At 66.9% G+C, this 25,389-nt stretch carries 17 protein-coding genes and 3 pseudogenes; 12 read left to right on the top strand and 8 right to left on the bottom strand.

The genetic code is table 11. The features are described from left to right. Positions 1-220: 220 nt before the first annotated feature. The 5 genes from IO29_RS38685 to IO29_RS37155 all read left to right on the top strand — a co-directional run bounded on the left by IO29_RS38685 (position 221) and on the right by IO29_RS37155 (position 14,001). Positions 221-460, top strand: coding sequence for a hypothetical protein (locus IO29_RS38685; RefSeq protein WP_158709393.1), 240 nt, complete (start codon positions 221-223; stop codon positions 458-460). Positions 461-1,013: 553 nt separating this feature from the next. Further along, on the top strand, positions 1,014-2,576 hold the full coding sequence (locus tag IO29_RS28795) for an integrin alpha (RefSeq protein ID WP_234307671.1): 1,563 nt from the start codon (positions 1,014-1,016) through the stop codon (positions 2,574-2,576). Positions 2,577-2,814: 238 nt separating this feature from the next. Next, positions 2,815-6,273, top strand: coding sequence for a LamG-like jellyroll fold domain-containing protein (locus IO29_RS28790; RefSeq protein ID WP_234307670.1), 3,459 nt, complete (start codon positions 2,815-2,817; stop codon positions 6,271-6,273). A 162-nt stretch (positions 6,274-6,435) separates the two neighbouring features. After that, complete coding sequence (locus IO29_RS28785) at positions 6,436-13,287, top strand: polymorphic toxin-type HINT domain-containing protein (RefSeq protein ID WP_234307669.1); 6,852 nt, start codon at positions 6,436-6,438, stop codon at positions 13,285-13,287. 432 nt (positions 13,288-13,719) lie between these two features. Beyond that, the gene (locus IO29_RS37155; protein WP_078618526.1) at positions 13,720-14,001 is read left to right on the top strand and encodes a DUF6881 domain-containing protein; all 282 of its coding nucleotides are present in this window, start codon (positions 13,720-13,722) and stop codon (positions 13,999-14,001) included. 131 nt (positions 14,002-14,132) lie between these two features. On the opposite strand, the pseudogene IO29_RS28775 reads toward IO29_RS37155, so the two are convergent. The 6 genes and pseudogenes from IO29_RS28775 to IO29_RS28750 form a co-directional block, all read right to left on the bottom strand. Next, positions 14,133-15,416, bottom strand: a pseudogene (locus IO29_RS28775) (tyrosine-type recombinase/integrase). Further along, positions 15,416-15,643 (bottom strand): helix-turn-helix domain-containing protein, encoded by a 228-nt coding sequence (locus IO29_RS28770; protein WP_030382773.1) that lies wholly within the window; start codon positions 15,641-15,643, stop codon positions 15,416-15,418. The pseudogene IO29_RS28775 and the gene IO29_RS28770 overlap by 1 nt, the downstream one beginning before the upstream one ends. Beyond that, positions 15,643-17,088, bottom strand: coding sequence for a replication initiator (locus tag IO29_RS28765; RefSeq protein ID WP_030382772.1), 1,446 nt, complete (start codon positions 17,086-17,088; stop codon positions 15,643-15,645). The genes IO29_RS28770 and IO29_RS28765 overlap by 1 nt, the downstream gene beginning before the upstream one ends. Positions 17,089-17,238: 150 nt before the next feature. Further along, positions 17,239-17,991: a DUF2637 domain-containing protein gene (locus IO29_RS28760; RefSeq protein WP_030382771.1), complete on the bottom strand. Its 753-nt coding sequence runs from the start codon at positions 17,989-17,991 to the stop codon at positions 17,239-17,241. Between the two features lie 35 nt (positions 17,992-18,026). After that, the gene (locus IO29_RS28755; RefSeq protein ID WP_030382770.1) at positions 18,027-19,418 is read right to left on the bottom strand and encodes a cell division protein FtsK; all 1,392 of its coding nucleotides are present in this window, start codon (positions 19,416-19,418) and stop codon (positions 18,027-18,029) included. A 99-nt stretch (positions 19,419-19,517) separates the two neighbouring features. Continuing rightward, positions 19,518-19,871 carry an SCO3933 family regulatory protein gene (locus tag IO29_RS28750; RefSeq protein WP_030382769.1) on the bottom strand — a complete coding sequence of 118 codons (354 nt, stop codon included), beginning with the start codon at positions 19,869-19,871 and terminating at the stop codon, positions 19,518-19,520. Between the two features lie 177 nt (positions 19,872-20,048). On the opposite strand from IO29_RS28750, the gene IO29_RS39110 reads away from it, so the two are divergent. From IO29_RS39110 to IO29_RS28725, 6 genes are all read left to right on the top strand, one after another. Next, on the top strand, positions 20,049-20,918 hold the full coding sequence (locus tag IO29_RS39110; RefSeq protein ID WP_078618525.1) for a GntR family transcriptional regulator: 870 nt from the start codon (positions 20,049-20,051) through the stop codon (positions 20,916-20,918). 557 nt (positions 20,919-21,475) lie between these two features. Then, the gene (locus IO29_RS28740; RefSeq protein ID WP_030382767.1) at positions 21,476-22,723 is read left to right on the top strand and encodes a helix-turn-helix domain-containing protein; all 1,248 of its coding nucleotides are present in this window, start codon (positions 21,476-21,478) and stop codon (positions 22,721-22,723) included. 156 nt (positions 22,724-22,879) lie between these two features. Continuing rightward, positions 22,880-23,218 (top strand): hypothetical protein, encoded by a 339-nt coding sequence (locus tag IO29_RS28735; RefSeq protein WP_030382766.1) that lies wholly within the window; start codon positions 22,880-22,882, stop codon positions 23,216-23,218. Between the two features lie 67 nt (positions 23,219-23,285). Further along, positions 23,286-23,498: a DUF7848 domain-containing protein gene (locus IO29_RS28730; RefSeq protein ID WP_051707978.1), complete on the top strand. Its 213-nt coding sequence runs from the start codon at positions 23,286-23,288 to the stop codon at positions 23,496-23,498. A gap of 180 nt (positions 23,499-23,678) precedes the next feature. Continuing rightward, positions 23,679-24,026, top strand: coding sequence for a GIY-YIG nuclease family protein (locus IO29_RS37145; RefSeq protein ID WP_078618524.1), 348 nt, complete (start codon positions 23,679-23,681; stop codon positions 24,024-24,026). 12 nt (positions 24,027-24,038) lie between these two features. Further along, complete coding sequence (locus tag IO29_RS28725; RefSeq protein ID WP_030382764.1) at positions 24,039-24,494, top strand: DUF4240 domain-containing protein; 456 nt, start codon at positions 24,039-24,041, stop codon at positions 24,492-24,494. A gap of 100 nt (positions 24,495-24,594) precedes the next feature. Here IO29_RS28725 and IO29_RS37140 read toward each other — a convergent pair. Next, a pseudogene (locus IO29_RS37140) lies at positions 24,595-25,020 on the bottom strand (tyrosine-type recombinase/integrase); the annotation flags it as partial. A 62-nt stretch (positions 25,021-25,082) separates the two neighbouring features. Here IO29_RS37140 and IO29_RS28715 point away from each other — a divergent pair. Next, positions 25,083-25,298, top strand: a complete 216-nt coding sequence (locus IO29_RS28715; protein WP_030382762.1) for a hypothetical protein — start codon at positions 25,083-25,085, stop codon at positions 25,296-25,298. Between the two features lie 6 nt (positions 25,299-25,304). Here IO29_RS28715 and IO29_RS38110 read toward each other — a convergent pair. Continuing rightward, a pseudogene (locus IO29_RS38110) lies at positions 25,305-25,389 on the bottom strand (IS5/IS1182 family transposase); the annotation flags it as partial.

Here is a 25,389-nt window from a genome sequence, read left to right as displayed (position 1 = left end):
ACGATCCACGGCCGAGTACTCACACCATCACGAACGGCCGAATCTTCACACCGGTCACGGCCAACCAGCACGTTTCACCAAGATCGTGTTACGAGCTCAACGGGGTGGGCCCCGCCCGCGTTGCCCCACGCGCGCGGACTGTGAGGTGCTACCGCTTTCGCGTCGTTTCCCGGCGGAGTCGAGCGCCGTCCTGATTCGGCCACCGTGAGGGGGGGCCGAGGTGAACAGGGCTGCCGGCGGCTCGACCGAACCGCGCGGCATTGCTCCTGATGCGGGCAATGCCGCGAACGGATTCGGTACGCGGGGCGAGCGGGGCGGCATCGAATTCCAGCCGATGGCAGGCAAAGCCGAGAACGCTGTCCTGAACGACGAAGAAATTCGGCCAGGTAGCCCGGCCGACATTCCTGGCGCCGTGTGCGCAAGGTGGAACAGCGGTTCTCAACCGCTCGGCATCCGGTGAGTCGAGATGTCGTCGAGCGGAGCGGATATGGGGGCGCGTGGCTCGGTTTCGCTCTCCGGCAGTGTCGTAGCGCCTGTCAGGAGCCGGCCGACCGGGGTGATGCGCCGCGCATGCGGATAAGCACGCCCTCAGGCGTTCCACGAGCTTCGTCCCCATTCCGGACTACGGGCGGGCGACGAGCGGGATCCACTGATACGCACCCTTGTGAACCCTTCGGTGCGCCCCTGGCGTGCCGAAACCGCGGACAGCATGCGGGTTGGCGGTGAAGAAACTATGAGGTTCGGATCGGCACCTCGTCAAGCGTGAAGCCACAGGTTCGCCAGGCTTGCTCGTTATGTCAGCGCAAGGCGGCAATCCAGTTGTTTGTAAGTCTTGGGGGTAATTCTTTGGCGTAAATTGGACATGTGCTTGACATGGGGCTCGCGGATGTAAGTAGCTTTGCGGGCGCTTGAATTGCGGCGTTGGGCGATGTGGATAGTTTCCTGGCGCATGCTTCGGGGCTGGATTACAACGGCATAATGAGGGGTGGGGTGGATGTCTCATGCGTAGACGCATGAGCACAGCCGGGTTGGCCGCGTTGGCGGCCACGGCTCTGGCGATGGCCGGGGGGCTGGTTTCGCTGCCGCAGCCGGCGGCTGCCGCGGCGACGTGCACGGGTGGCGCCTCCAGCGACTTCAACGGCGACGGACTGGGCGACACGGTCGTCGCGGACCCGAACGCCACGGTGAACGGCGCGGTACGGGCCGGACTGGTGCGGGTGGTGTTCGGTGGCGGTAAGGGTGTCTCCGAGATCTCGCAGGCGACCACCGGCATGAAGGCGTCTCCCGAGCGCGGTGACCAGTTCGGCTACTCGCGTACGGCCTATGACGCGGATGGCGACGGATGCACGGACCTGGTGATCGGGGCACCGTACGAAGACATCCGGGAGGGCGGGACCGATCTCGTCGATGCCGGTGCCATCTGGGTCATCCACGGAACGCCCGCGGGAATCGGTGCCGGTTCGGCCATCGAGACCTACACCCAGCACGAGTTCGATGCGAGCACGGCGACCGAGGAGTACGACCGCTTCGGTTTCGCCCTCAAAGCGGGTGTGACGTCCACCGACTCCCCCTATCTGGTCATCGGCGTGCCCGGCGAGAACGTCACCAGCCAGGGCAAGGACTACGCGGACGCCGGCTGTGTCCACTACATGCGAGGCACGACGAAGTACACCGTCAACCAGGACGATCCCGGGGTGCCGGGTGTCGTCGAGGCACACGATCGCTTCGGCTACTCACTGGCGGGCACGAATCGCTATTTCGCGGTGGGTGCGCCGGGCGAAACGATCGGCGACGACGCGGTGTTCGCCGGTGCGGTGACCGTGTTCGACCACACCATCACCGATGGCGTGCCGACCGGCCTCGTCGGCCTCGACCAGGGTGCCAAGAACGACGGTCTGGCGGGAGTCGCCGAGGCCAACGACCAGTTCGGCTCGTCGATCGACATGACGAACTACCGGCCCAGCGACCAGACCTACAATTCCGACGCCCTCCTGGCCGTCGGTGCTCCGGGTGAGGGCATCGGCGAGGCCGCGGGAGCGGGGACGGCCACGGTGATCCGTGTCCAGCCGTCGGGTGCCTATACGGAGACAGCGCCCATCGACGCGGACAAGACCGACGTCGAGGGCGTGGCGACCGAAGGCGACTTCTTCGGGCAGCGTGTGGCGATCAGCAACATGGACACCTCGGTGGTCAGCAGTGACGCCACCATCCGACTGGCGGTGGGCATCCCCGGGCGTGAAGTCGGCGGTGTCAAGGACGCCGGGGTGGTGCAGCTGTTCCGGCCCCTGGACAGCACCATCGGGGCCAACGACGCGATCATCAGTCGCACGACGGGAGGCGGTGTCCTGCCGGGCACGGCGACTGCCCGTGACTACCTCGGTATCAGCCTCGTCTCCGGCAGCGTGAACCTGTACGTCGGCGTGCCCTACAGCAAGGAGTCCGACACCGCGGCAGGGGTCCTGTACGTGATCCCGTGGACGGACATCAACGGCACGACGAGCTCCGGGACGACGACCATCAAGCCGGGCGCCGGAGGCGTTCCCGATGCCGGGACCTCCTTCGGCGTGGTCGGGTGACGGCGTGATGGTCAGAGAGAAGCAGGCCCCTATGAACCACCGTCCCGTCAGAGGCAGCCGGGGGCGGCGGGCCACTGTGATCGCCTTGACACTGACCGCACTGTTGGCTTCCGGTCTGGGCCTGCTGCCCAGCTCCGGCGCGGAGGCTCCGACAGCCGCGGCCGCGGACGGAGACACGCCGCCGGGTGCGGTGGGTAGCGGTGATGCCCAGGCCAGAGCGATTGCCTCCGGCAGAAGTGTGGAAGTACTCGCACTGCGTGATGAGCGCAGCACCACCGTGGCCAATCCGGACGGCACCTTCACCACCACCGAGTACGTCCAGCCCATACGTGCTCGCAGGAATGGCACATGGCAGGCCATCGACACCACGCTCGTCAAGCAGGCCGACGGCACGTACGCCCCGAAGGCCGCTCTGACGCCGATGGCGTTCTCAGGCGGTGGCGACGCGACGTTCGCCCGGCTGGAGAAGGACGGACGGTCACTGTCCCTGGGGTGGCAGACCGAGTTGCCCAAGCCCAGTGTCACCGGCTCCACGGCCACGTATGCCAACGTCTTCGACGGTGTCGACATGCAGGTCACTGCCGGCGCGGAGGGCTTTTCCCACGTCCTGGTGGTCAAGGACGCCAAGGCCGCGGCCAATCCGGAACTCGCCAAGCTCCAGCTCCCGGTGACGACTGACTCCGTCACACTGTCGAGAACGGAGGCCAGCGGTCTCCGGGCAGAGGACAGGACGAGCGGTGGAACCGTGTTCGAGGCACCGCAGCCGATGATGTGGGACTCCAGTCAGGGCACGGCAGGGAACGGCAACACCTCGCCCAGCCCGTCGCCGACCGCCTCGGCCACGGGCGGCACGGGCCGTACGGACGAAGCCGGTACGGTGACCCCACCGGACGGCGCCCGGGTCGCCGAAGTGGGAGTGGACGCTTCCGCGGACCGGGCGACTCTCACCCCTGACGCCGGTCTCCTCCAGGGGAAGGACACTGTCTACCCCGTCTACATCGACCCGGTGTACAAGACGGCCAACCGCACCAGTTGGACGATGGTCTCCTCGTACTACTCGGGATCGTCGTTCTGGAAGTTCAAGGACGACGAGGGCGTGGGCCGGTGTCCCGCCGACGTCTCCTACCGCTGCGCCAGCAGCAACGACGTCAAACGTCAGTTCTTCGCGCTGCCGACGGGGTCGTTCGAGGACAAGGACATCGTCAAGGCCGAGTTCGCGGTGACGATGGTGCACACCTACAGCAAGTCGGCGAAGGAGGTGCAGCTGGGGCGGGTCAACTCCTCCGGCGCCAGCGCGATCAACTCCGGAACCGACTGGGACAACCAGCCCTCCCTCAAGGACGCGATCACTTCGCAGTCGCCGACCAATCCGGCCGGCTCCTGCACCTCCACGAATCAGAACGTGCGCTTCAACGTGCGGAGCACCGTACAGAAGGCGGCCGACAGCGGCTGGGACACGACCACGTTCCGGCTGAAGGCCGCAGACGAGGATGACTACTCGTACTGGAAGCGCTTCTGTGGCAACGCCCATCTGGAAGTGACCTACAACCGGCCTCCGTTGCAGCCGGCCATGACCGACCTCACGATGACACCGGGCGGCGTGTGCGAGTACGGCAAAGCCGACGAGCACTACGTCGACAAGGCGCCAAAGCTGAAGGCGGTCATCAAGGACCTCGACCACGGTGACACAGGCAGCAACACCGAGACGCTGCAGGCGCAGTTCCACGTGTGGTGGACTTCGGGCGGTACCACCCACGACAAGTACACCTTGTCGAAGAAGATCAGCACGACGGACGCCACAGCCAGTGGCCAGACCGGACGGGCACTCTTCTCCTACACCGTGGGAACGGACTCGACCTACGATCCGGACGACGCGGCCTACACGATCCCGCAGAACGTCACCATCGGCTGGGCGGTACGAGGCTCCGACGGCCAGTCGTGGGGGCCGTGGTCACTCGCGGGTGACGCGACCCGCTGCCAGTTCATCTACGATGCCACCGCACCCAAGGCCCCGACGGTCACCTCCACCGAATACCCGGACGACGACGTCTGGCATGCGGGCGCGGGCGACTACGGCAGTTTCACCTTCGACTCCGCCTCCACGGACGTGGCCTCGTACAAGTACCGCTTCAAGGGGGACAGCACCTGGAAGAGCGTGAACGCGGAATCCACCGGGGGACCGGCCACCGTGCGATGGATGCCGCCGGACGAAGGCCCCATGTATGTGGAGGCGAAGGCGGTCGACGGGGCCGGCAACGCGCAGAAGACAACCACCGCGTACACCTTCCTGGTCAGTGACGGCCGTGCCCCCGCGGCCGGCTGGACATTGGGCGAGGCCAAGGGTTCCACCACCGCGATCGGTACCTCCGGCTCGCCGAACGCGACACCCGGCTCCGGTGTGACCTTCGGGAACGAGGGCCCGCTCGGCCCTACGGACACCGCCGCGACACTCGACGGATCGGACGGTGCCTACCTGGACGCGGGCCGGTCCGCGGTCGACACCAGTAAGACCTTCTCCGTCAGTGCCTGGGTGAACATCTCCGAGAGGCCCACCGACGACGTGACAATCGTCAGCCAGGACGGCACCGGGGCTCCCGGCTTCGACCTCGGCTACGACGTGGACACCCAGTCCTGGACGTTCCGTACGCCCGCGAACGACATGGAGGGCATGGGCACGTGGAAGGTGTCCGGCGCGAAGGCCCTGCCGGGCAGCTGGACCCACCTGATCGGTGTCTACGACGCCGAACTGGGCACGCTCAGCCTGTTCGTCAACGGCGACCTGCTGGAGGAGGACGTTCAGAAGCGCCGTACGACCTGGAACGCGACGGGCCCCCTGCAGATCGGCCGGAAGCTGTCCCTGGACGGCTACACCGGCAATTTCAAGGGCAGCATCGCGGATGTCAAGGTCTACGACCGGGTCGTACCGGAGGCTGAGGGTGAGCACCTCGGCGGCATCTCCGCGAGTCAGCTCGCCTATTGGCAGGTCGATTCGGCAACGGACGGTGTTGCCCCCGAGGCCGCCGGTGGAGTGGGCCTCAGTCTGGGCGGAGGTGCCTCCGTCTACCTGCCGGACGACTCCTGCGATCCGGAAGTCGATCCGGAGTGCGGAATGCCGGCCGACGCTCTGTGGGGTGATGGCCACCTGGTTCTCAATGGCACCGACGCCTACGCCGCCAGAGCGGCAGGGCTGCTGGCCAAGGAGGACAGCTTCACCCTCACGGCGCGGGCCCGGCTCGCCACCGCCGGATCGACCAAGGACCAGACGGTGCTCTCACTGGCCGGTACGAACGGCAGCGCGGTCATGGTGAGGTACGCGGCTTCCGCGGACCGCTGGCAACTGACGGCCACCGACAAGGACGACACTACCGCTACGTCCTCGGTCGTCAATGCCGCAGGTGTGCTGCCCAGCAACGAAGGCGACGGCGACCATCTGGCGATCGTCTACTCGGCGGTCTTCGGCGAGGTGCTCCTGTACGTGAACGGAACGCTCGCCGCACAGTTGCCCTGGGACAACGAGTGGGATTTCACCACGGCGTCGCTCCAGGTAGGCCGCACACTCACCGGCGCCACCGGGTCCGCCTACTTCAACGGTGCCGTTGACGAACTGCGTGTGTACCGCGGCGCGCTGGACGCGAGCATGGTGCCGACCGTGGCCGTGCTCCCGTCAGGCGAGAACATCGAGGAAACCGTCACCTGACAGCACCGGCACAGAGCGGGTGTCCTGCCACCGAACCACAAAGTCGGTCGCCGGACACCCGCTCCGCCTCGCAATGTCCCACGCACCTTTTCATGCTGATGATCCTTTCTTCCCCGTGGAGCTGTGATGAGAGCGCCCTACCGGTCACGGTGGCGCATACCGGTGCGGAGCACAGTGCTCGGCATCGGTATCGCCCTGGCCGTCGGCCTGTTGCCGCAATACGCCCCTGAGGCAGCGGCCAAGGATGACGGCCTGACCAGGCCCGCGACCCAGAAGAACCTCGATGATCCGGTCAGAGGCAGGAACGTCAAGGCCAAGAGGTATGCCGGGAGGGACCAGGCGGCCAAGTCGGCCGTCAAGGCAGCCGCTGAAGTGAAGTGGCCCAAGGCCGCGTCCGAAAAGGTCACGCTGGCTCCGGCTGCGAGGACCGGAAGGCCCGCTGAAGCCGAGAAACTCCCCATCAAGGTGGCGGCCACCGGCGAAGCCGGCCCCGGCTCGGTGCGTGTGGCGCTGCTGGACCGGAAGAAGTCCAAGGCGGTCGGCATCGACGGGCCACTGGTGACCTTGTCCCGTGCGGACGGTGGCGAGAAGGCGGCGCCCGTCCAGCTGAGCCTCGACTACGCGGACTTCGCCGGCGCCTACGGTGGTGATTTCGGCTCACGACTGCGGTTGGTCCAATACCCGTCCTGCGTACTGACCACTCCGCAGAAGAAGACGTGCGCCACGCCGAAACCGCTGGTCAGCAGCAACGACACCGCCAAGCGGACGCTGACGGCCCAGGTCGCCGCAGCGGCCGACACCGCGGGCGCCCACACCCAGCTGGGCAACGCCGAAGCGGCAGCCGACGACGCGAGCTCGGTAACGGTCCTCGCGGCGACCGCCGGGTCCTCCGGGGACCAGGGCGACTACGCGGCGACACCACTGAAGGCGTCCTCACAGTGGAGCGTTTCCAACTCCTCGGGGGCCTTCAACTGGTCGTACCCGATCAGCGCGCCGCCGGTGCCGGGAGGCTCGGCCCCCAGCGTCTCCCTCGGGTACAGCTCCCAGTCCATCGACGGACAGACCGCGACGACCAACAACCAGGGGTCGTGGATCGGTCAGGGCTTCTCGTACGAGCCCGGATTCATCGAGCGCCGTTACAAGCCGTGCGCCGATGACGGCCACGACGACACCTACGGCGACGAGTGCTGGGCGAACGACAACGCGACCATCTCGCTCGCGGGCGGCGCCACCGGTGAACTGATCAAGGACGACACCACCGGTGAGTGGCATGTCAGCTCCGACGACTTCTCCAAGATCGAAAAGCTGACGGGCGCCACCAACGGAGACAACAACGGTGAGTACTGGAGGGTCACCGACGACACCGGGATCCAGTACTACTTCGGCCTCAGCCACCTGCCCGGATACGCCTCCGGGGACGAGGAGACCGACTCCGCCTGGACCGTTCCCGTCTACGGGGACGACAGCGGCGAGCCGTGCTACGACGCCACCTTCGCCAAGGCCTACTGCACCCAGGCATGGCGCTGGAACCTCGACTACGTCGTCGACACCCACGGCAACGCCACGTCCTACTACTACGCCAAGGAGACCAACTACTACACGCAGGGCCTCAAAACCGGTGAGAACGGCAAGTCCTACGTGCGAGGCGGCTACCTCAAGCGCATCGACTACGGTCAACGGGATCAGAAGGTCTACGACACCGAACCGGCCGCCCGCGTCGTCTTCACCACCTCCGAGCGCTGCATCGGCGATCTCACGGACTGTTCCCCCGACGCGCTGACGGACGCGAAGGCCGCGGACTGGCCCGATGTCCCCTGGGACAGCAACTGCAAGGCGGACACGAAGTGTGCCGGGCAGAACTCCCCCACGTTCTGGACCCGCAAGCAGCTCGACAAGATCACCACCAGGATCCGCACAGGCGACTCCACCTACGACGACGTCGACGTCTGGACACTGGACCACGTCTTCACCGACAACGGTGACGGCTCGAAGTCGCTGTGGTTGAAGTCCATCGACCACACCGGCAAGGTCGGAACCGACGCGTCGGTCCCCTCCGTGAAGTTGTACGGAAAGCAGCTCGCCAACCGGGTCGACGCCGCCGACGACAACATCCAGCCGTTCATCCGCTTCCGCATGTCGGCGGTGGAGAGCGAGTCCGGCAGTGTTCTGTCCGTCAACTACGCGGATACGCAGTGCACGTCGTCCGACCTTCCCACTGTTGGCAAGTCCACAGTGCGCTGCTACCCGGTCAAGTGGAACCCGCCGGGTGAGAGGGACCCCATCACCGACTGGTTCCACAAGTACGTCGTCTCCTCCGTCGTCGAACAGGATCTGGTGGCCGACAGCCCCGACCAGGTCACCTCGTACACGTACCTCGGTGACGCCGGCTGGCGTAAGGCGAAGCCGGATGGCATCACCAAGTCCGAGTACCTGACATGGAACGACTGGCGCGGTTACGGCAAGGTCCGCGTCGAGACCTCCGACGGCACGGAGAACACCTCCAACACCAGAACCGAACACGTCTTCTTCCGCGGCCTGGACAGCGGCACCACGTCGTCGACGGTGAAGGACTCCACCGGCACCACGTACACGGACGACGACTGGAAGTCCGGCTTCGAACTGGAGACCACGACGTACGACGGCGACAAAGTCGTCGAGAAGTCCATCAACACGCTCTGGAGCAAGTCCACCGCGACTCAGACCGAGGACTGGGGCACCCGCACCGCCCGTTTCATACGGCCCGAACGCACTGACACGTACGAGGCGCTGTCCAGCGGCGGTTGGCGGCAGTCGGCGTCCACCACGAGCTACGACGCGCTCGGCCGAGTGGTCCAGGTGGCCGACTACGGCGAGACGAATGTCGACGACAACAAGTGCACCCGCACGCAGTACGCCGACAACGCGAGCAAGCACATGTACGCGTACGTCGCGCGCGTCGAAGCGGTCGACGTGGACTGCTCCGCCACACCTGACCGTTCGAAGGACGTGCTCTCCGACGAGGTGTCGCTCTACGACGGCACGACCACGACCGGCGCAGCTCCCACGACCGGCGACGTGACCACGACCAAGCGCCTGTCGTCACATGACGGCACGGTCGCCACGTACCAGACCGTGTCCACGACCACCTACGACCAGTACGGCCGTCCGAAGACGATGAAGGACGCGCTCGGCCACACCAAGTCGGTCGACTACACCGACACGTACGGTCTGGCCACCGCCAAGACGGAGACGAACCCGCTCGGCTGGATCACGAAGACCGAGTACGCGCCGGCATGGGGCAATGTCACCGCCCAGGTCGACGTGAACGGCAAGCGCACCGACATGGCCTACGACGGCCTGGGCCGTCTCACCTCGGTGTGGCTGCCCGATCGCCCCAAGGCGTCCGACTTCCCGGCCTCCGTGAAGTACACCTACGGCATCCGCACCACCGGACCCGACTACGTGAAGACGGAACGGCTGAAGAAGGGCGGAACGAGCTACAGCACCGAGTACACGCTCTACGACGGTCTGCTCAGGCCCCGCCAGGTCCAGACGGAGGGTCTGCAGGGGACTCGTCTCATAGCGGACACCTATTACGACGGCTCCGGCCGCATCGTCCAGACCAACGACACCTACTCGGCCGCCGACCCACCGAGCAGCACGCTCTTCGGCCCGCGGAACGCCGACATCGACGGGCAGACCGTCACCGAGTACGACGGCGACGGCAGGGTCAGAGCCGAGGTCTTCAAGGTCGCCGGCATCGAGAAGTACCGCACCACCTACGCCTATGACGGCGACCGAGTGCACATGGATCCGCCGACCGGCCAGACCCCGACGACCACCATCACGGACGTCCGCGGCAACACGGTCGAACTGCGGGAGTACAAGGACAGTGCTCCGCAGCCCACGGGCACGAGAGCCGATTACATCTCCACGAAGTACACCCGCACCGTCGACGGCAAGCTGACCAAGGTCACCGACGACGCGGGCAACATCTGGACCTACGCATACGACCAGCGTGGTCGCAAGAAGTCGGCAACCGACCCGGACACCGGAACGTCCGCTTTCGGTTACGACGACCTGGACCAGCAGACCTCGGTGACCGACTCCCGCGGCAACACCACGAGCACCGTCTATGACGACCTCGGCCGCGTCAAGTCGACCTGGCAGGGCGCGGCGGACACCGGCACCAAGCTGTCGGTCTCCACGTACGACTCGGTCGCCAAGGGTGAGTTGTACGGCACCTACACGTACAAGGACGGCGCGGTCTACTCGTCGGTGACCCATCCGGTCCTCGACTCCGCCAACGACTACCAGCCCACCACCACCAAATACACGCTTTCCAAGTCGGCCGAGCCGGAACTGGGCGGCACGTACGAGTTCAACGCGCAGTACAACGACGACGGGACGGTCCAGGGCCAGAACTATCCGGCGGCGGGCGGGCTGTCGGCCGAGGCGATCTCCTACCAGTACGACGACCTCCAGCGGCCGATCGCCCTCAACAGCTCCCTCGGTGGCGGGAGTTATGTCACGGACGTGACCTACTCGCCGACCAGCCAGCTTGAGCAATTGGAGCTGAACACCGGAGGCAAGTCCGACAAGAAGACCTGGCTCACCTATTCCTACGAACAGGGCACGAAGCGCCTGGCCAACGCCCGCGTCGACGTCGGCAGCGCAACCTCGGTGGCGTACGACGCCGATTACACGTACGACGCCGGCGGCAACGTCACCTCCATCGTCGACAACCCGACGGGCGGCGCTCGCGACGTACAGTGCTTCCGCTACGACGGGCTGCAGAGGATGACGGAGGACTGGACGTCCTCCAAGACCCCTGATGGAGCTGTCGGCACGGGAAGCACGGACGCGGCCTGCACCTCCGCTCCCTCATCGTCGACGGTCGGCGGAGTCTCCCCCTACTGGCGCTCCTACGGCTACGACAACCTCGGAAACCGCACCAGCGAGACCGATCACGGCATCGCGGGTGCGGCCACCGAGGCCAAGAGCTACACCTACAGCGAGAAGGGGGAGGGCCCGCACCAGCTCACCACGGTCGTCACCGACAGATCCGCGACCGACACCACCCCGGCGATCAAGTCCCAGAACAGCTACCGCTACGACGACGCGGGCAATACCGACACCCGAGTTCTGGGCGGCGACACCCAGACCCTGACCTGGGACAAGCAGAACGAGCTGACCAAGGTCACCAACGCCGACGGCAGCACGTCGTCGTACACCTATGACGCGTCCGGCGCCCGTCTGCTCCGCAAGACGAAGGCGGAGACGACGTTCTACCTGCCGGGAATGGAGCTGCACCTCGACAACTCCACGAAGGCGGTCACGGCCAAGCGCTACTACTCGCTGGGCGACCAGACCGTGGCGGTTCGTGACTCCAGCGGCGTGACCTTCCTCGCCGGTGACCACCACGGCACCGCCGAACTCGCGGTCAACGCCACGACCGGCGAGACACAGCGCCGCCGCCTCGACCCGTTCGGCGCGGCCCGCGACGCCGACTCGGCCGATCCCAACAAGTGGGTCGACGACAAGGGCTTCGTAGGCGGTACGAACGACACCACATCGGGCCTGGTCAACCTGGGGGCCCGGGAGTACGACTCGGACAGGGGCCGCTTCATATCCGCCGACCCGGTCGTCAACTTCGACAACCCGCAACAGATCAACGGCTACGCCTACAGCTACAACAACCCCGTCACCTACTCCGACCCCTCCGGAACCTGCGCCGAGGTCGACTGCCCCACGCGGCCATGCCCGTTGTGCGAGAACACGACTCCGGGCCACGAGCCAGGGCCGATCCGTCTCTCCGCGAATGCGAGGGCGGCCGGCTTCACCTTGGAGAAGGCGCTCGGCCAGGACACCGCTGCCGCGGTCAGGGCACGCGCCGCCCAGGCCAAGGCTGACGCCGCCAAGGCGAGAGCCATCGGCATAGCCAAGGAACTGGGCAAAATCATCGCCGACGAGCTCGGCATCACCGACGCGCTGGACTGCTTCACCACGGGCGCGCTCGGCGCCTGCGGATCCACCGTCCTGAACGTCGTCAGCTCCGTCGTCAGTGGCGGACCACTCGGCAAGCTCATCGCCAAGTACTGGTACCGAGTCAACAAGGCGTACGCCCTGGGCAAGCGGATCGTCAATCTGGCGAAGACGTTGTGGGGCGCGTTCAAGGACTGGAAGAAAACAAATAAGGCCGCAAAGGCGCTATGTAACAGCTTCGTCGGCGGAACTCTGGTCCTGATGGCCGACGGCAGCACGAAACGCATAGAAGACATCGACATCGGTGATGAGGTCCTGGCGACGGACCCAGAAACCGGAAAGACAAAGAAGGAAACGGTCACTGCCGAGATCAAGGGCGTTGGCCTCAAGCACCTCGTCAAGGTCACCGTCGACATCGACGGGAAGCGAGGCAGGAAGACAGCCTCTGTCACCGCCACCGACGGCCACCCCTTCTGGGTCCCCGAACTAGGCGAGTGGATCAAGGCGACCGGCCTGAAGGCCGGCGAATGGCTCCGCACCAGCGCAGGCACTCACGTCCAGATCACGGCGGTCAAACGGTGGACGGTCCAACGGGCGACGGTTCACAACCTGACCGTCGCGGGGGAGCACACGTACTATGTGCTGGCGGGACAGACGCCGGTCCTGGTTCATAACTGTGGTGGAGGGGATGACTACCTTTATCGCGGAGTTCCCAACGGGCATCCGAAGTATGACGACGCACTGGAGGGACGCGCCGTCCCGCACGGCGGACATAGCGATCCGGGGCGTCACGCAGGCGGCAATACGGATAGCGAATTCACGTCGTGGACTCACGACTATGAAGACGTAGCTCTTGACGCTGCCGATGAGCTGGGCCCCGGAGGGATTGTGATGCGAATACCGCATTCGAGTGTCCCAGCTGGAAGGGATGTACAGATTCATGGAACCGCACATGAGGTGTACGAGGAGTCCGAACACGCATTGCGCGGGGTGATTGACGGTGCGGAGATCAGTATCAATAGAGGGCCGTGGCACATACCCGGCGGCTGATGAGTGGTCCACTGTTGGCATGCTAGAAGCTGGCAGTTCGAAGCCGGGAAAGTTCGAGGGTTAAGTGGAGGGTGTCGTGGAAAGAAGTCGTCTAATTCAACTCCTCGCGGGAGAGGGTGAAGCGCGTCTTCTTTCCCGATCGGCTCTAAGTGCTGGCGCCGAGTATGAGGTCTGGCCTGAAGCTGTGCCAGTTCAGCGCCTACTCGCTGTGTACGAGAGGAGGGAGCGAGGTACTCGGCGATCCGGACAGTCTACGATCGGATTCGGTGACGCTCTTGATGCTCTCCGTGCGTACGACGGCGCCGATCTTTCCATCGGATTCATCGATGATCGCGGACGGGGTGGATATTATTTCCAGCTCTTTATGGATCCCGAGCTTGATGGAGTTGTCGCCTGTCTGGGAGTTGATTCCCCTCGCGGAGACTCAAATTCGTGAGGCATATCAAGGTCGCATGGAGCCACGGCTCTGCCGACGACCCAATGCTGTACCTCAGCGAGCTTAGTGACGACGGTTACGAGACTCGGAAGGTGCAGTTCTATCGGGATGGTCGATCCGAATGGGCGGACGGAAGCTACGAGACCGCTACGGTCGGACTTTCGGAAATTAAATTTCCTGCACTTGAGGAAATCTCCTGCCAGTCGGAGTTTGATGCCGAGTTGATCGATCCGAAGGAATTCGAGCAAGCGTGGATTCGATCGCGATCTAATTCGTAATGATTCCCGGAATCCTGCCCGAGAGCCCAGACTCGGGGTGACGCAATTCTCTGTTCTGATGAAAATGCCTCTGGGGCCCGCCGATATTCTGCGGGCCCCAGAGGCATTTGACGGCAACGGTGACGGCAACGTCAGTGGACGACGGCTGTGGTGGGTGGGTCGTCGGGGTCGTCGCCGGTGGGGCTGAGTGCGTCGCCGAGGGTGTCGATGGCCTGGCGCTGGAGGCGGAGGCGAACGTGGGCATAGACGCCGGCGGTGACACCGATGTGGGCGTGGCCGAGAAGTTCCTTGATGACCACGAGGTCGATGCCCTATTCCAGGAGCAGGGTGGCGGTGGAGTGCCGGAGGTCGTGGAAGCGGATCATCCGGAGTCCAGCACGGTGGAGGAGATGGCGGAAGCGGCGGGTGAGGGTGGTGGGCTCGAGAGGTCTACCGGTGGGGGTGGTGAAGACGAGCCCGTTGTCCGTCCAGCCCGTTCCGGCTGCCCGACGTTCTTTCTGCCGTCGCTCCTGGTGGATCTTGAGGGAGTTGATGCATTCGGTGGGGAGGGCGATGCGGCGTTCGGAGGCGCGGGTCTTGGTGTGCAGGATGGTCAGGCCGCCGGTGGGGGTGCGCTGGAGGGAGCGGTGGATGCTGGCGGTGCCAGTGTTGAGGTCGAGGTCTTCCCAGTGCAGCCCGAGGAGTTCGCCCTTGCGGAGCCCGGTGCGCAGGGCGAGTTCGTACAGGGCGTTCAGCCGGTCGCTGCTGGCTGCGTGGAGGAACTGCCGGGCCTCGCTCGCGGTGAAGGGCTTGAAGCGCCGAGGGCGGGGTGTGGGGGTCTTGATGTTGCGGGCGACGTTGCGGGGCAGGTCGTCTTCGCGGACGGCGTGCTCCAGCGCGGACTTGAGGACGGAGTGGACATAGGCCACGGTCAGGGGGGAGAGCCGCTTGCCGCAGCAATGGCCGATGGCGCAGCACTGCCGGCGGGCCGTGTCCCTTCCTTGGGCGCAGCACTGGCAGGTGGCGCGGAGTCCGTCGAGGAAGGTGCGGACGTCACGGGTGGTGAGCCGGGCGAGTTTCTTGGCCCCGAGGCCGGGGGTGAGGTGGAGGCGGACGCAGGCGGCGTAGCGGGTGTAGGTGTTCTCCCGTACCTGGTGGACGGCAACGCCGTTGAGCCAGTAGGTCAGGTACGCGCTGACGGTGCTGTCGGCTGCTGCGACGGGCAGGCCGAGGTTGCTGGCGGCGATCTTCTCGGTGAGCTTGGCGAGGGCTTCCTTGCGGGTGGTGCCGTAGACGCGGACGCGCTTGCGGGTGTTGCCGGGGGCGAGTACGTATCCGGCGGCCTCCCAGCGGCGGTCCTTGCGCTGGTAGACGGTTCCGTCGCCGTTGGCGCGGGAGCGGGTGCGGCGGGATGAGGCGGGGCGCGGCGTGGTCATCAGGCGGCGGCTTCCTGTTCGAGGCGGGCACGGATGAAGTCGGTGAGGGCGTGGGTGGGGATGCGGCGGGCGCGGCCGAGGGTGATCGAGGCGAGCTGGCCGGAGCGGAGCAGGTCGTAGACAGCGGAGCGACCGAGCTGGAGGCGGGCCATGACCTGGGGCACCGTCAGCAGATCCAGCGCCGGGGTCACCTCCGCGTGGAGGACGGCGAGCGGGGGCGAGGCCATCAACAGCCCCCTTCGGCCGCGAACTGCCGTTCCAGTTCCTTGCGATGCCAGACGTCGGCCGCGAGAAGGGCCGAGCCGGGGCTGTAGCCCGAGCCGAGGTAGTCCCAGTGACCGACGACGAGCGTGGTTGTCGGGCCGGACTCGGGCAGGCCGGTGTGGGTGCGGGCTTGTTCGGTGCGCCAGGTGCGGCGGGCGTCGCGCAGCGCGCCCAGGGTGGTGGAATAGCTGCGGGACTTGGTGGAGAAGTGGCCTCGGAAGCCGAGCATGTGTGCCCACTTCCAGAGCTTGAGGCCGGCGAATTCCGGCAGCCTGCCCAGGTCCCAGCAGGTGCGGATCATCTGCCGCACGTGCCGGGCGACGGTGAGCCGGGGCAGGGGGCGGGCCTGTCCGGTGCCGCCGCAGGTGGTGCACGGGAGCGGGGTTCCGTGGGGCAGGAGGGTGGCGCCGCGTCCCTGGCAGGGGCGGCAGAACAGGGCGTGGTCGAGGGTGCCGGAGGCGTCGGCGGATTTGGTGGCGTACTTGGCTACGTAGGCGGCCACGGCCTGGTCGGTGAGTTCGGCGTCGGTGCCGAAGGCGGCGATCTCGCGCACGTCGAGCTGTGTGCCCCAGGTGAGTTCGCGCTCCCCGATCGCGTCCGACGTGACGGCCACTCGGACTCGGAGGGCTGAGGTCCGGATGGCGTCGGTGAGCATGGCGGCGGTGGCAGACGGGGGCGGGGGCGTGGTGTTGCCGTCGGGGCCGTCGAGGCGGATGACGGCGTGGAAGTGGACCAGGCCGCGCTTTTGGTATTCGGCGACCTTGGCGAAGGAGACCCGCAGCACGGCGCGGGCGGCTTTCTGGGTGAGGCCGAGTCGGGCGGCGAGCTCGCGGCGCAGGTAGGTGGTGAAGCGGGCCCACAGGGCGGAGGCGTGGGCGTTGAACAGGACCGCGCCTGTGTAGTCGTACGTCGCCGGGTTCAGCGGCGTGCCCAGCAGGGCGTCGTTAGGTTCGTGGAGCTGGCGGCAGCGGCAGGGCCGGGTGCCGCCGCCGGGGCTGGTGGGGCGGTTGTGGACGGGGCCGAAGGAGGGTGCGGTGAGGGTGGCGAAGACGCGGGGGTGGGTGCGGACGGTGTCGGGGACGGTTTTTCCGCCAGAGAGGCCGGCGCGGATGAGGTGGTAGGTGTCGGCGGCGTAGAGGCGGGAGCAGGCCGGGCAGCGGGAGGCGCGGCGGTTGCCGCAGGTGGTGAGCAGGCTGCCCGTCGGCTCGTCCGACGTGTTGTAGGTACGCAGTACCTCGCCGGTCGTGGTGTCGACGGTGGTGGTGCGGCCGGTCAGGCGGACGGGTTCGGTGCAGCCGCCGAGGTGTTCGATCTGCTGGTGTGCGCGGTCGAAGTCGGGGTGGTTGACGAGGTGGAGCAGGTCCCGTAGGGCGGGGCTTGCCACGTGGCGCAGGTCCAGGGTGACCATTCGGGGCGTGTCCCTTCTGTTCGGGTGGGTGGCCCCGAGCAGCAACCAGCAAGTCAGGGAGGCATGTTGGTGCTGCTCGGGGCATGACGAACCAGACCCAGGGGCGGGCGTGGGTTCAGCGAGGGGAATTCGGCCGCTGTGGCCCGGGGTTCAGAGCTGAGCGAGTGCGGCGGTGGCCACCGGCAGGGCGATGCCCATGCGCGTGCCCAGGTGGGCGGCGGTGATCGGTGTTCCGTGCTCGGCGCGGTGGGTGTCCGCGATGCGCCGGGCCGCGTCCAGCAGGGCGGCCGGAAGGGCAGGGCCGGAAGCGCGTCGGCCCGTCATGGTGACGGCGACCGGCGGAGCGGCGGCCGGAGCCGGAGCGGGCTCCAGCTCTTCGATCAGGGTGGCGACGATGTCCGGGGCGGGCGTCGGGAGTGCCGATTCGGGTGATGGTGCGACGTCGGGCACCGGATCGGTGGCAAGGGTGGCGGCGGTGGCCTCCAGGTGCGGGGTGGGGCGGGTGAGGGTGTGGAACTGGGCGAGGAAGGCGGGGCCGACGTGGCCCCAGCCGAGGAGCAGGAGCGGAGCGACGGTGTCCAGGCAGGCCCGTCCGTAGCGTCCGGCCAGCAGCGGTTCGGCGGTGTTCAGCGCGAGGGTGAGCAGGCCGCACAGGTGCAGCAGCCGGGTGCCGGCCTTCAACTCCGCCTTGGGGACGCCGCGCAGGGCCAGGAACCGCAGCGCGACCAGGAGCCCGACGACGGACAGGTCGACCATGGGGGCGATCAGTGGCGCGATCGGGTGGGGGACGCCGAGCCGCAGGGCGAGCGCCCAGACGTTACCGAAGGAGAAGACGAAGGCCAGGGCCGCGATGACCGCCATGACCACGGTCACGGTGCGCCGGGTGAACCGTTCCTCCGCCATGTCCTCAACCTCCTTTCCGGTGTGGGCCTTCGGGGCTACTTGGCGAGCGACGGCAGGGGTGCCGTGGTCCGGCCGGTCGAGGCGAGGAGGGCGTCCAGGCACAGGTCCGGGTCGGCGGCCAGGTGCGAGGTGGCTTCGGCCACGCGGGCCGCGTCGGCGTCGGAGACGTAGGGGGTGCGGATTCGGGTGTAGCCGGGGCGGCCCTGCATCGCCATCACCGCGACGCCGACGTAGGCGGGGTCCTGCAAGGTCACCGGGCTGGCATCGGGCCAGTTACGGATGTCGTCGCCGAGTGCGGCCACCGCGGCTTCCACGGTCTTCTGCGCGAAGGACAGCCCGATGGGGCACACGTCGCGGATGAAGGTGGGGATGGCGTCGCCGGTGGTCTTCTGGCTGATCAGGATCACCAGGATGCCGACGCTGCGGCCCTTCTTGACCAGGTCCTCCACCAGCCGGGCGTTCTCCGCCGTCAGCGCGGCCAGCCGTTTGGTGGCGGCGTCGCTGCCCTTGTACTCGCGGAAGTACGTGTGCGCCTCATCGATGATCAGGACCGTGAGCGGCCACTGCGGCGAGGGGCCGACGTGCCACATGTTCTTCACGCCCAGCACGTCCCGGATGGTCGCCGAGCGCCGCTTGCGCAACTCCACCAGGCGCTTGAACAGCGCGTTCGCCTCATCGAGGTCGTCTCCGCAGAACGCGAACATCCGCTTGACCAGGTCGGCGTAATCGCCCTCCGAGGCCCGCGACACCTTGCCGTCCGCCGTCACGATCTGCACGGACGGAGACGGCGCGAAGTCACGGACGAACTTGTTGACCCCCGAGGTCTTGCCCGCACCCGGGACGCCGGCCACCGTCACCCCAGGCACATTGGCCAGGGACACCCACATCCGGGCGGCATACTCGTCGATGCCCAGCTCCCAGCGCGTCAGGTCCACGGGCGGGAGGCCTGTGGGCCGGTGCGCGGTCGGCGTGGTCAGCGGGTCGGAGCGCACGCCCCGGATCACCACCCGGCCGGGGCCGTCCGGCAGCACGGAGACCCGCGTGCACAGCCAGGCGTCGGCCAGGAACCGCGCCGACTTCTGGTACTCCTGCAGCCCAACCTGCGGCAGCGTGCGCGCCCGGACGATCACGCCGAACCGGTCCGGCGTCACCTTGATCCGGGGAGTGAGCACCCGAGGTGCGGGGGCGGGGCCGTCCTTCTGCGCGGTGATCTGCGCCAGCAGGCTCGGGGTCTTGTCGGTGACCGTCAGCCCGGCCATCCGCGCGAGCCGTGCCCATCCCCAGCGCACCCGCACGGCCTGCCGCATGCTGACCCGCGTGCCCCGGTCGGCCCGCACGTAGCGCACCACCGTCACCAGCAGCCACACACCGACCAGCACGGCCACGGCCAGCAGCGCATCCGGCGCGTATTCCGTCACGGCTTCCACGTCAGGCCTCCTTCTCGTGTATCAGACGGAGCATGTGGGTCCCCGGAAGGGGCCGGAGCGGGTACAACTCCCGCTCCGGCGCGGCGCTTTCGAAGGAGGTCACTGGGCCGCCTCCACCGTCACCAGCTCCAGGCGGGCGGCGCGGTAGGCGACGCCGTCGGAGAGCTGCCCGTTGAAGATCCGCGCCCACGGGGTCGCGAACAGGTCCACCGGCCGCACCATCACACCCGGCTTGAGCCCGGTGGCCAGCCCGGTCTCCGGGACGGTGATCTTCAGGACCTCGGCCCGGCCGTCCTCCATGAGCATCACCGTCACCGTGTACAGCGACGCGCCGGTCTCCCGGTCGGTGGCGACCTCCCCGGTCTGCTGGTCCTTGATCTTCAGCACCGGGTCGGTGCCCGCGATACAGACCGCCGACGGCAGCAGGGCAACACGGATACGAGTCATGGCCATGCCATCACATCCTCGTTCGTTGGAGCCGCTTGATCGACTCGCCATGAGCATAAGGAGAAGATCGCTCATCTTGCAAGAGCGATTAGCTTGTGGCATCGATGAGGTGTAGTGGGCGGCAGATGGGTATCACGTGGATGTGCCTGTAGCGCTACGGGCTGCCGGCGATACCGTGGGGGCATGACCCTGCCCTTGGACGAGGACCCCCGGCCGCCGTATCTCCAGGCCGCCGAAGCTCTACGGGACGCGATCCTGAACGGCGAGTTCCGCCCCGGTGAGCGCCTGCCCTCGGCCAACGTGCTGGGGGAGAGGTTCGGTGTCTCCAGCTCCACTGTTCAAAACGCTCTGCGGGTCCTCAAGCAGGAAGGGTTGGTCCATTCCCAGCTCGGCCGGGGCAGCTTCGTCAGCATGTCCGCGAACGGAAGCGCCGAGCCGACCGACAGTGAGCACGGCGAAGCTGGAACCGGAGAGCCGGACTGGCCGGTCGATGCCATCCGTAACGAAGACGGCCGGCCGCCGTACGTTCAGGTGGCCGACACCCTCCACCGAGAGATCGTGGAGGGCGTCTACCCTCCCGGCTCGCAGCTGCCCCCGGCCCGCGAGATCCAAGAGCGGTTCCAAGTCGCCAACTCCACCGCCCAGAACGCCTACCGGAGGCTCAAGCAGGCAGGGCTTGTGTACGCGGTCAAGGGGCGCGGCGTCTTCGTACGCCAGGAACCGGAGCCGGACAAGCACCACAGTCCCATCACGAACTACCTGCTGAGGGAGGAGATCGACCGAGAGGCCCGCTCAGCCGCCACCGAGTTCGCCGACCTCAGCGATGACGAGCTGCTGGAACGAGAAGCGGAGCTGGACCAGCGATGGGCCACGGTCCGCGAGGAGCACCAGCGGCTCTTCAACGAGCGCAGGAAGGTCAAGCGAGAGAAGAGCCGACGCGGCCTATTCCTGCCGCCTCTCCATGGCGATGACGCCAAGCCGGACGTGTCGCCGAGCGAGAAGCTGGAAACCGCACTGGCCGAATCGAAGAAGCGCAGGCAGCGGCGACCCTGACCATCGGCCGGGCAGCTTGACCAGTGGGTGAGCTGTTCAGAGTTTCTTTACTTGATCAAGGCGGTCCGCTGGCGCGGCCCGCGCGCGCTCCGGCCCTGCGGGGCCGCCGCCCGCTCCTGTCTCCGCCCCGCTGGCGACGGCCCCGCAGGGCCGGGCGCGCAACAGCCAGCACAGCGAACCATCCTGGGGCCCTGCCCCAGACCCCGGCCCTCTCTCTGAGGGGCAGGGGGTCGACTTGCGGGTGCGGCTTCGTCGTGGTGTGGGGTCGGGGTCGCGGGAGGGGGTCCCTCGCCGACCGGTCACCGGAGGCGTACCAGGAACCCCCGGGGGCCGCCAAGGCCGAGCGCATGCGTCACGGTGTGAGCCTTGGCGGCCCCCGGGGAACCCTGGTACGGCGAAGCTGCCGACCGACGAGGGACCCCCTCCCGCTCAGGCCCGGATGCTGCCTGTGTTCCGGCTCGCCAGGTGGTGGGGCACTCCTGTGGGTGGGTGTGTGCCGGATCGTCCCCGGGTGATGTGTCGGCCGGGCGTACCGTGGAGTGGGAGGTGGTGAGTTGATGATTACGGAGCTGGCCGACAACGTCCGCAGGTACCGGCGTCGCGCGGGGATGAGCCAGGAGGAACTGGCTCATGCCGCAGGTGTATCGCCGGGCACGGTTCGCAAGGCTGAGCAGGGCGGCACTCTCCGCATGGAGACCCTGCACACGCTCGCCCGCGCGCTGGGGGTGACCACGGCCGCGTTGATGGCGTCCGATGCCCCGGAGCCCGTCGGGCGGACCGAGGAGCCGAACCGGGTCAACCTGATCCAGCTCCGCGCCGTCCTCACCCCGGCCGTCGGGCTCGTGGACCAGGACGCCGAATCCGTGGCCGAGGAGCCGAACCTGCGTACCTTCCGGCGGACGCTGCAAGACGCACGGGTGCTGTACTTCTCGGACAGCTACAAGAGCGTCGCGGCTCAACTGCCGGTCTTGTTGCGTGATGCGGCACAAGCCGTTGCCTACTACGACGGCGGGGACGAGCACCGGCAGGCACTGTTGGCCCGCGCCGAGGCGCTGCGTCTGGCCGGCACCTACCTCACCCAGGTACGGCAGTACGACATCGCGTACGCCGCTGTGCGCGGCGCCATCATGGATGCCCGTCAGGCCGGAGACATGCTTGCGGCGGGCTCCGGTGTCGGCTGCATGTGCTGGCTGCTGGTGCGCCAGGGCCGCTTGGACGAGGCGGAACAGGTCGCTGCCCGGAGCATGGACGCGGTGGAGCCGAAGATCACCGGCGCCGAGCCGGACCACTACGCGGTGTGGGGCGGCCTGGCGATGGAGGCCGCCGCAGCAGCCGCGAGGAACAACCGGCCCGACGAGGCGAAGGCGTACCGTCAGGCCGCCCGGGTCGCGGCAACCGCTGTCGGGACAGCGCATCGCAATGTTTCCCGGCACTGGTCCGTCTTCGGGCCGGTCACCGTCGCGGTCAAGGCACTTGAAGACTCCCTGGTCATCGGCGACGCCCGCGCGGTGGTGCGCAAGGCAGGCGAGCAGGAGGAGTTGTCGCCCAAGGCGTGGAGGCGCTTGGGCAGGCCCAGCACCAACGACGGGAACCGCTTCACCCTCGATGTGGCGCGCGCCCACACCCGGACCGGCGACCTGTCCGCCGCCATGGACGAGTTGACCCGCGCCAGGGAAGCCGCCCCGCAGTGGCTGCGGCACCAGAACGGGGCCGCCGAGACCATGCAGGAGATCCTGGGCAAGCGCAAGCGCACCCTCACGACGGAGATGCGCGAAATGGCCGACTACCTGGGCGTCGTCGGGTAGCTGCCACGCAGCGTGGCAGTTTGTGAACCAAGAGTCGCGAACTGCCATGACTCCTGGCTGGGGTGACGATCAGTCAGTGCCTACGGTCGGTGTGTCCACCATCAGTGACCCAGGCCGGGGGTGCCAGTGAGCCAGCCCAGGAGCGATGCCGACCGTATGCGTCGCAGAGAGCTGTATGACGCCTCGTCGGGCGGGGGAGGTCCCCGCTTACTGCCGTGGACCAGCCCGGAGGGGAAGCCCTGCTACCTGAGCACCGATGGCCGGGGCTACCTCTCCGCCCTCGCCGACAGCATTGAGACGGTACAGCTCAGCATGGGCCAGGAACTGCTGGAGTACGCCCGCGATGCCACGGAACCTGGCGCGAAAGCCCTGTCGGCGACCGAATGTCGCTGGTTGGCCCGCCGGTTGACAGAAGCTCTGGCGGACGTGCTCAGGGTGGCGGAATCGCGCGGACAGCGCATCCCGGATCAGGAAGTGGCGACCGAGGATGCCTGACTCTGCGAACGCCGGCGCACCAGTACGCGATGCCTCTCGGGGGCGTTACCGCTTCCGCGAATACCACGTGACCACCGTCCCCGACCCTCTGGCGCTGCCGGTCATGGAGGCGATCTGCGTCACTGGCGAAGAGCGCAGCTGCGGTGCCACGTCAGGCACACTGCACACCTCGGACGAACTGACCCGCTGGATCGCCGGACACTGCGCCCAGAGCGGCCACGAACTGTATGAGCAGACCGTCCGTGCCCTCGTCCGTGCCGAGCCTGGCGCATGGCAGTGAAGTCCCCGAGGGTGACACCACGCCAGCGGCAACGCGACCGCGCGGCCCGAGCCCTTGACGGCAGTAGCGACGGCAACACCCACGGATTCTCCCGCACAACCACGGACACCAGCGGAACCCGAAACCGCCGCTGATCTGCGAATACGCAGATAGAGAGGGGCCGCGTAGCACACGTACTATGTGCTGGCGGGGGCTACGCCGGTTCTTGTGCATAACTGCAACAAGAATCAAGGGATTTACGAGTTCGAGGATCAGCTGAATCCCGGAAAGACGTATGTCGGCAAGACGAAGAACTTCAATAACCGCTTGCAGGATCACATCGACAGTGGGCGCCTGAAGAGCCGCGGAGATGCGACCTGTACGCACGTTTGCGGAACGAATGATGATTTGTTCGTTGCCGAACATCTCCGGATGGAAGAACTGCGCGGTCAGGGAGTCGATCTGTCGAATGACATTGCGTCGCCGGGCAAGAAAATCTTGGAGCAAAGGCAAGATGCCGAAAAGTTCGAACAACTCGGACTCTGGTAGGAGCGGCTCGAAGTGACTGATTTCTGGAAGGTCATCGGCTCAAGCTCCGTCCAGGATGAGAGCGAGATCGAATCTGCCCTGGAGCGGATCTCCGGGCGGCTCAGCGTGATGACGCCCGATGCCTTGAGTCGATTTGTTGAGCGACTTCGGGAGTCGCTCTATCGGATCGACAGGAGGGATCTGGCGGAGGTGCCAGTGGCGCTTGCCAATGGTTTGAAACTGCCGCAGACGAGCGACCACTTCCTTTATGCCCGATGTGCGTGCATCTTGGCGGGAGAAAGGGCATACGGCGATGTCCTGAGTTCTGGTGTCGGATTCGATCGCTTCGTTGCGCCGTTTGCTCAGGAGGCTGAGGGGTTGCTCTACCTCGCGTCGGAGCATTACGAAAGGAAGACCGCCTCGAGGATGAACGTCGAGGGCTATTTCTCGATCGAGTCGAGGTCGAACATTCAGGGATGGGTCGACTGATCCCTGCTGGGATTTGATCTGCCTGAGGACGTACTGAAGGCCCGCCGGAATGGTTCCGGCGGGCCTTCAGGGTCTTTTGACGGCAACGCTGACGGCAACGTCAACGGACGACGGCCGCGGTGGGTGGGTCGTCGGGGGCATTGTCGCCCGGGCCGAGGGCGTTGCCGAGGGTGTCGATGGCGTGGCGCTGGAGGCGGAGCCGGACGTGGGCGTAGATGCCGGCGGTGACGCCGATGTGGGCGTGGCCGAGGAGTTCCTTGATCACGACGAGGTCGATGCCCTGTTCCAGGAGCAGGGTCGCGGTCGAGTGTCGGAGGTCGTGGAAGCGGATGGTCCGGAGCTGCGCGCGGTGGAGAAGACGGCGGAAGCGGCGGGTGAGGTTGGTGGGATCGAGAGGTCTACCGGTGGGGGTGGTGAAGACGAGCCCGATGTCTGTCCAGCCTGTTCCGGCAGCTTCGCGTTCTTCATGCTGTCGTTCCCGGTGGGTCTTGAGGGAGCTGATGCATTCGGTGGGGAGGGCGATGCGGCTGGCCGCCCTGGGGCCGCACCGACCCGTACCGCCGGTATTGCGCTGTCTGCGAGGCCCAGATGGTCCCGCTGCTGACCATCGCCTCCTTCGAATGGGACGGCGGCACGCGCGGCTGGGCGCCGCAGGAGGACCGGGCCGCCGCCCACGCCGCCGCCCACCCGGCCGGTCTGAACCCCGCGCAGCCCACGCGGGTCGAAGTGGGCAGCGCCGACAACATGCAGCTCTACGTCTGCCCGGCCTCCCCCGAGCACCCGCACACCGACCTGATCCAGTGAGGTCTTTCAGCGTTGCCTCTCCAGGGTGAGGACAGCTTTGGCGATGACGGTCATGCGGTTGGGGCTGATGCGGGATCTGCGGAAGATCTGC

This window comes from Streptomyces sp. NRRL F-6676 (genome assembly GCF_000725625.1).
In the GTDB taxonomy this organism is placed as follows: Bacteria; Actinomycetota; Actinomycetes; order Streptomycetales; family Streptomycetaceae; genus Streptomyces.
The sequence above is the reverse complement of the archived record's forward strand: the minus strand, read 5'-3'. Positions and strand labels throughout refer to the sequence as shown.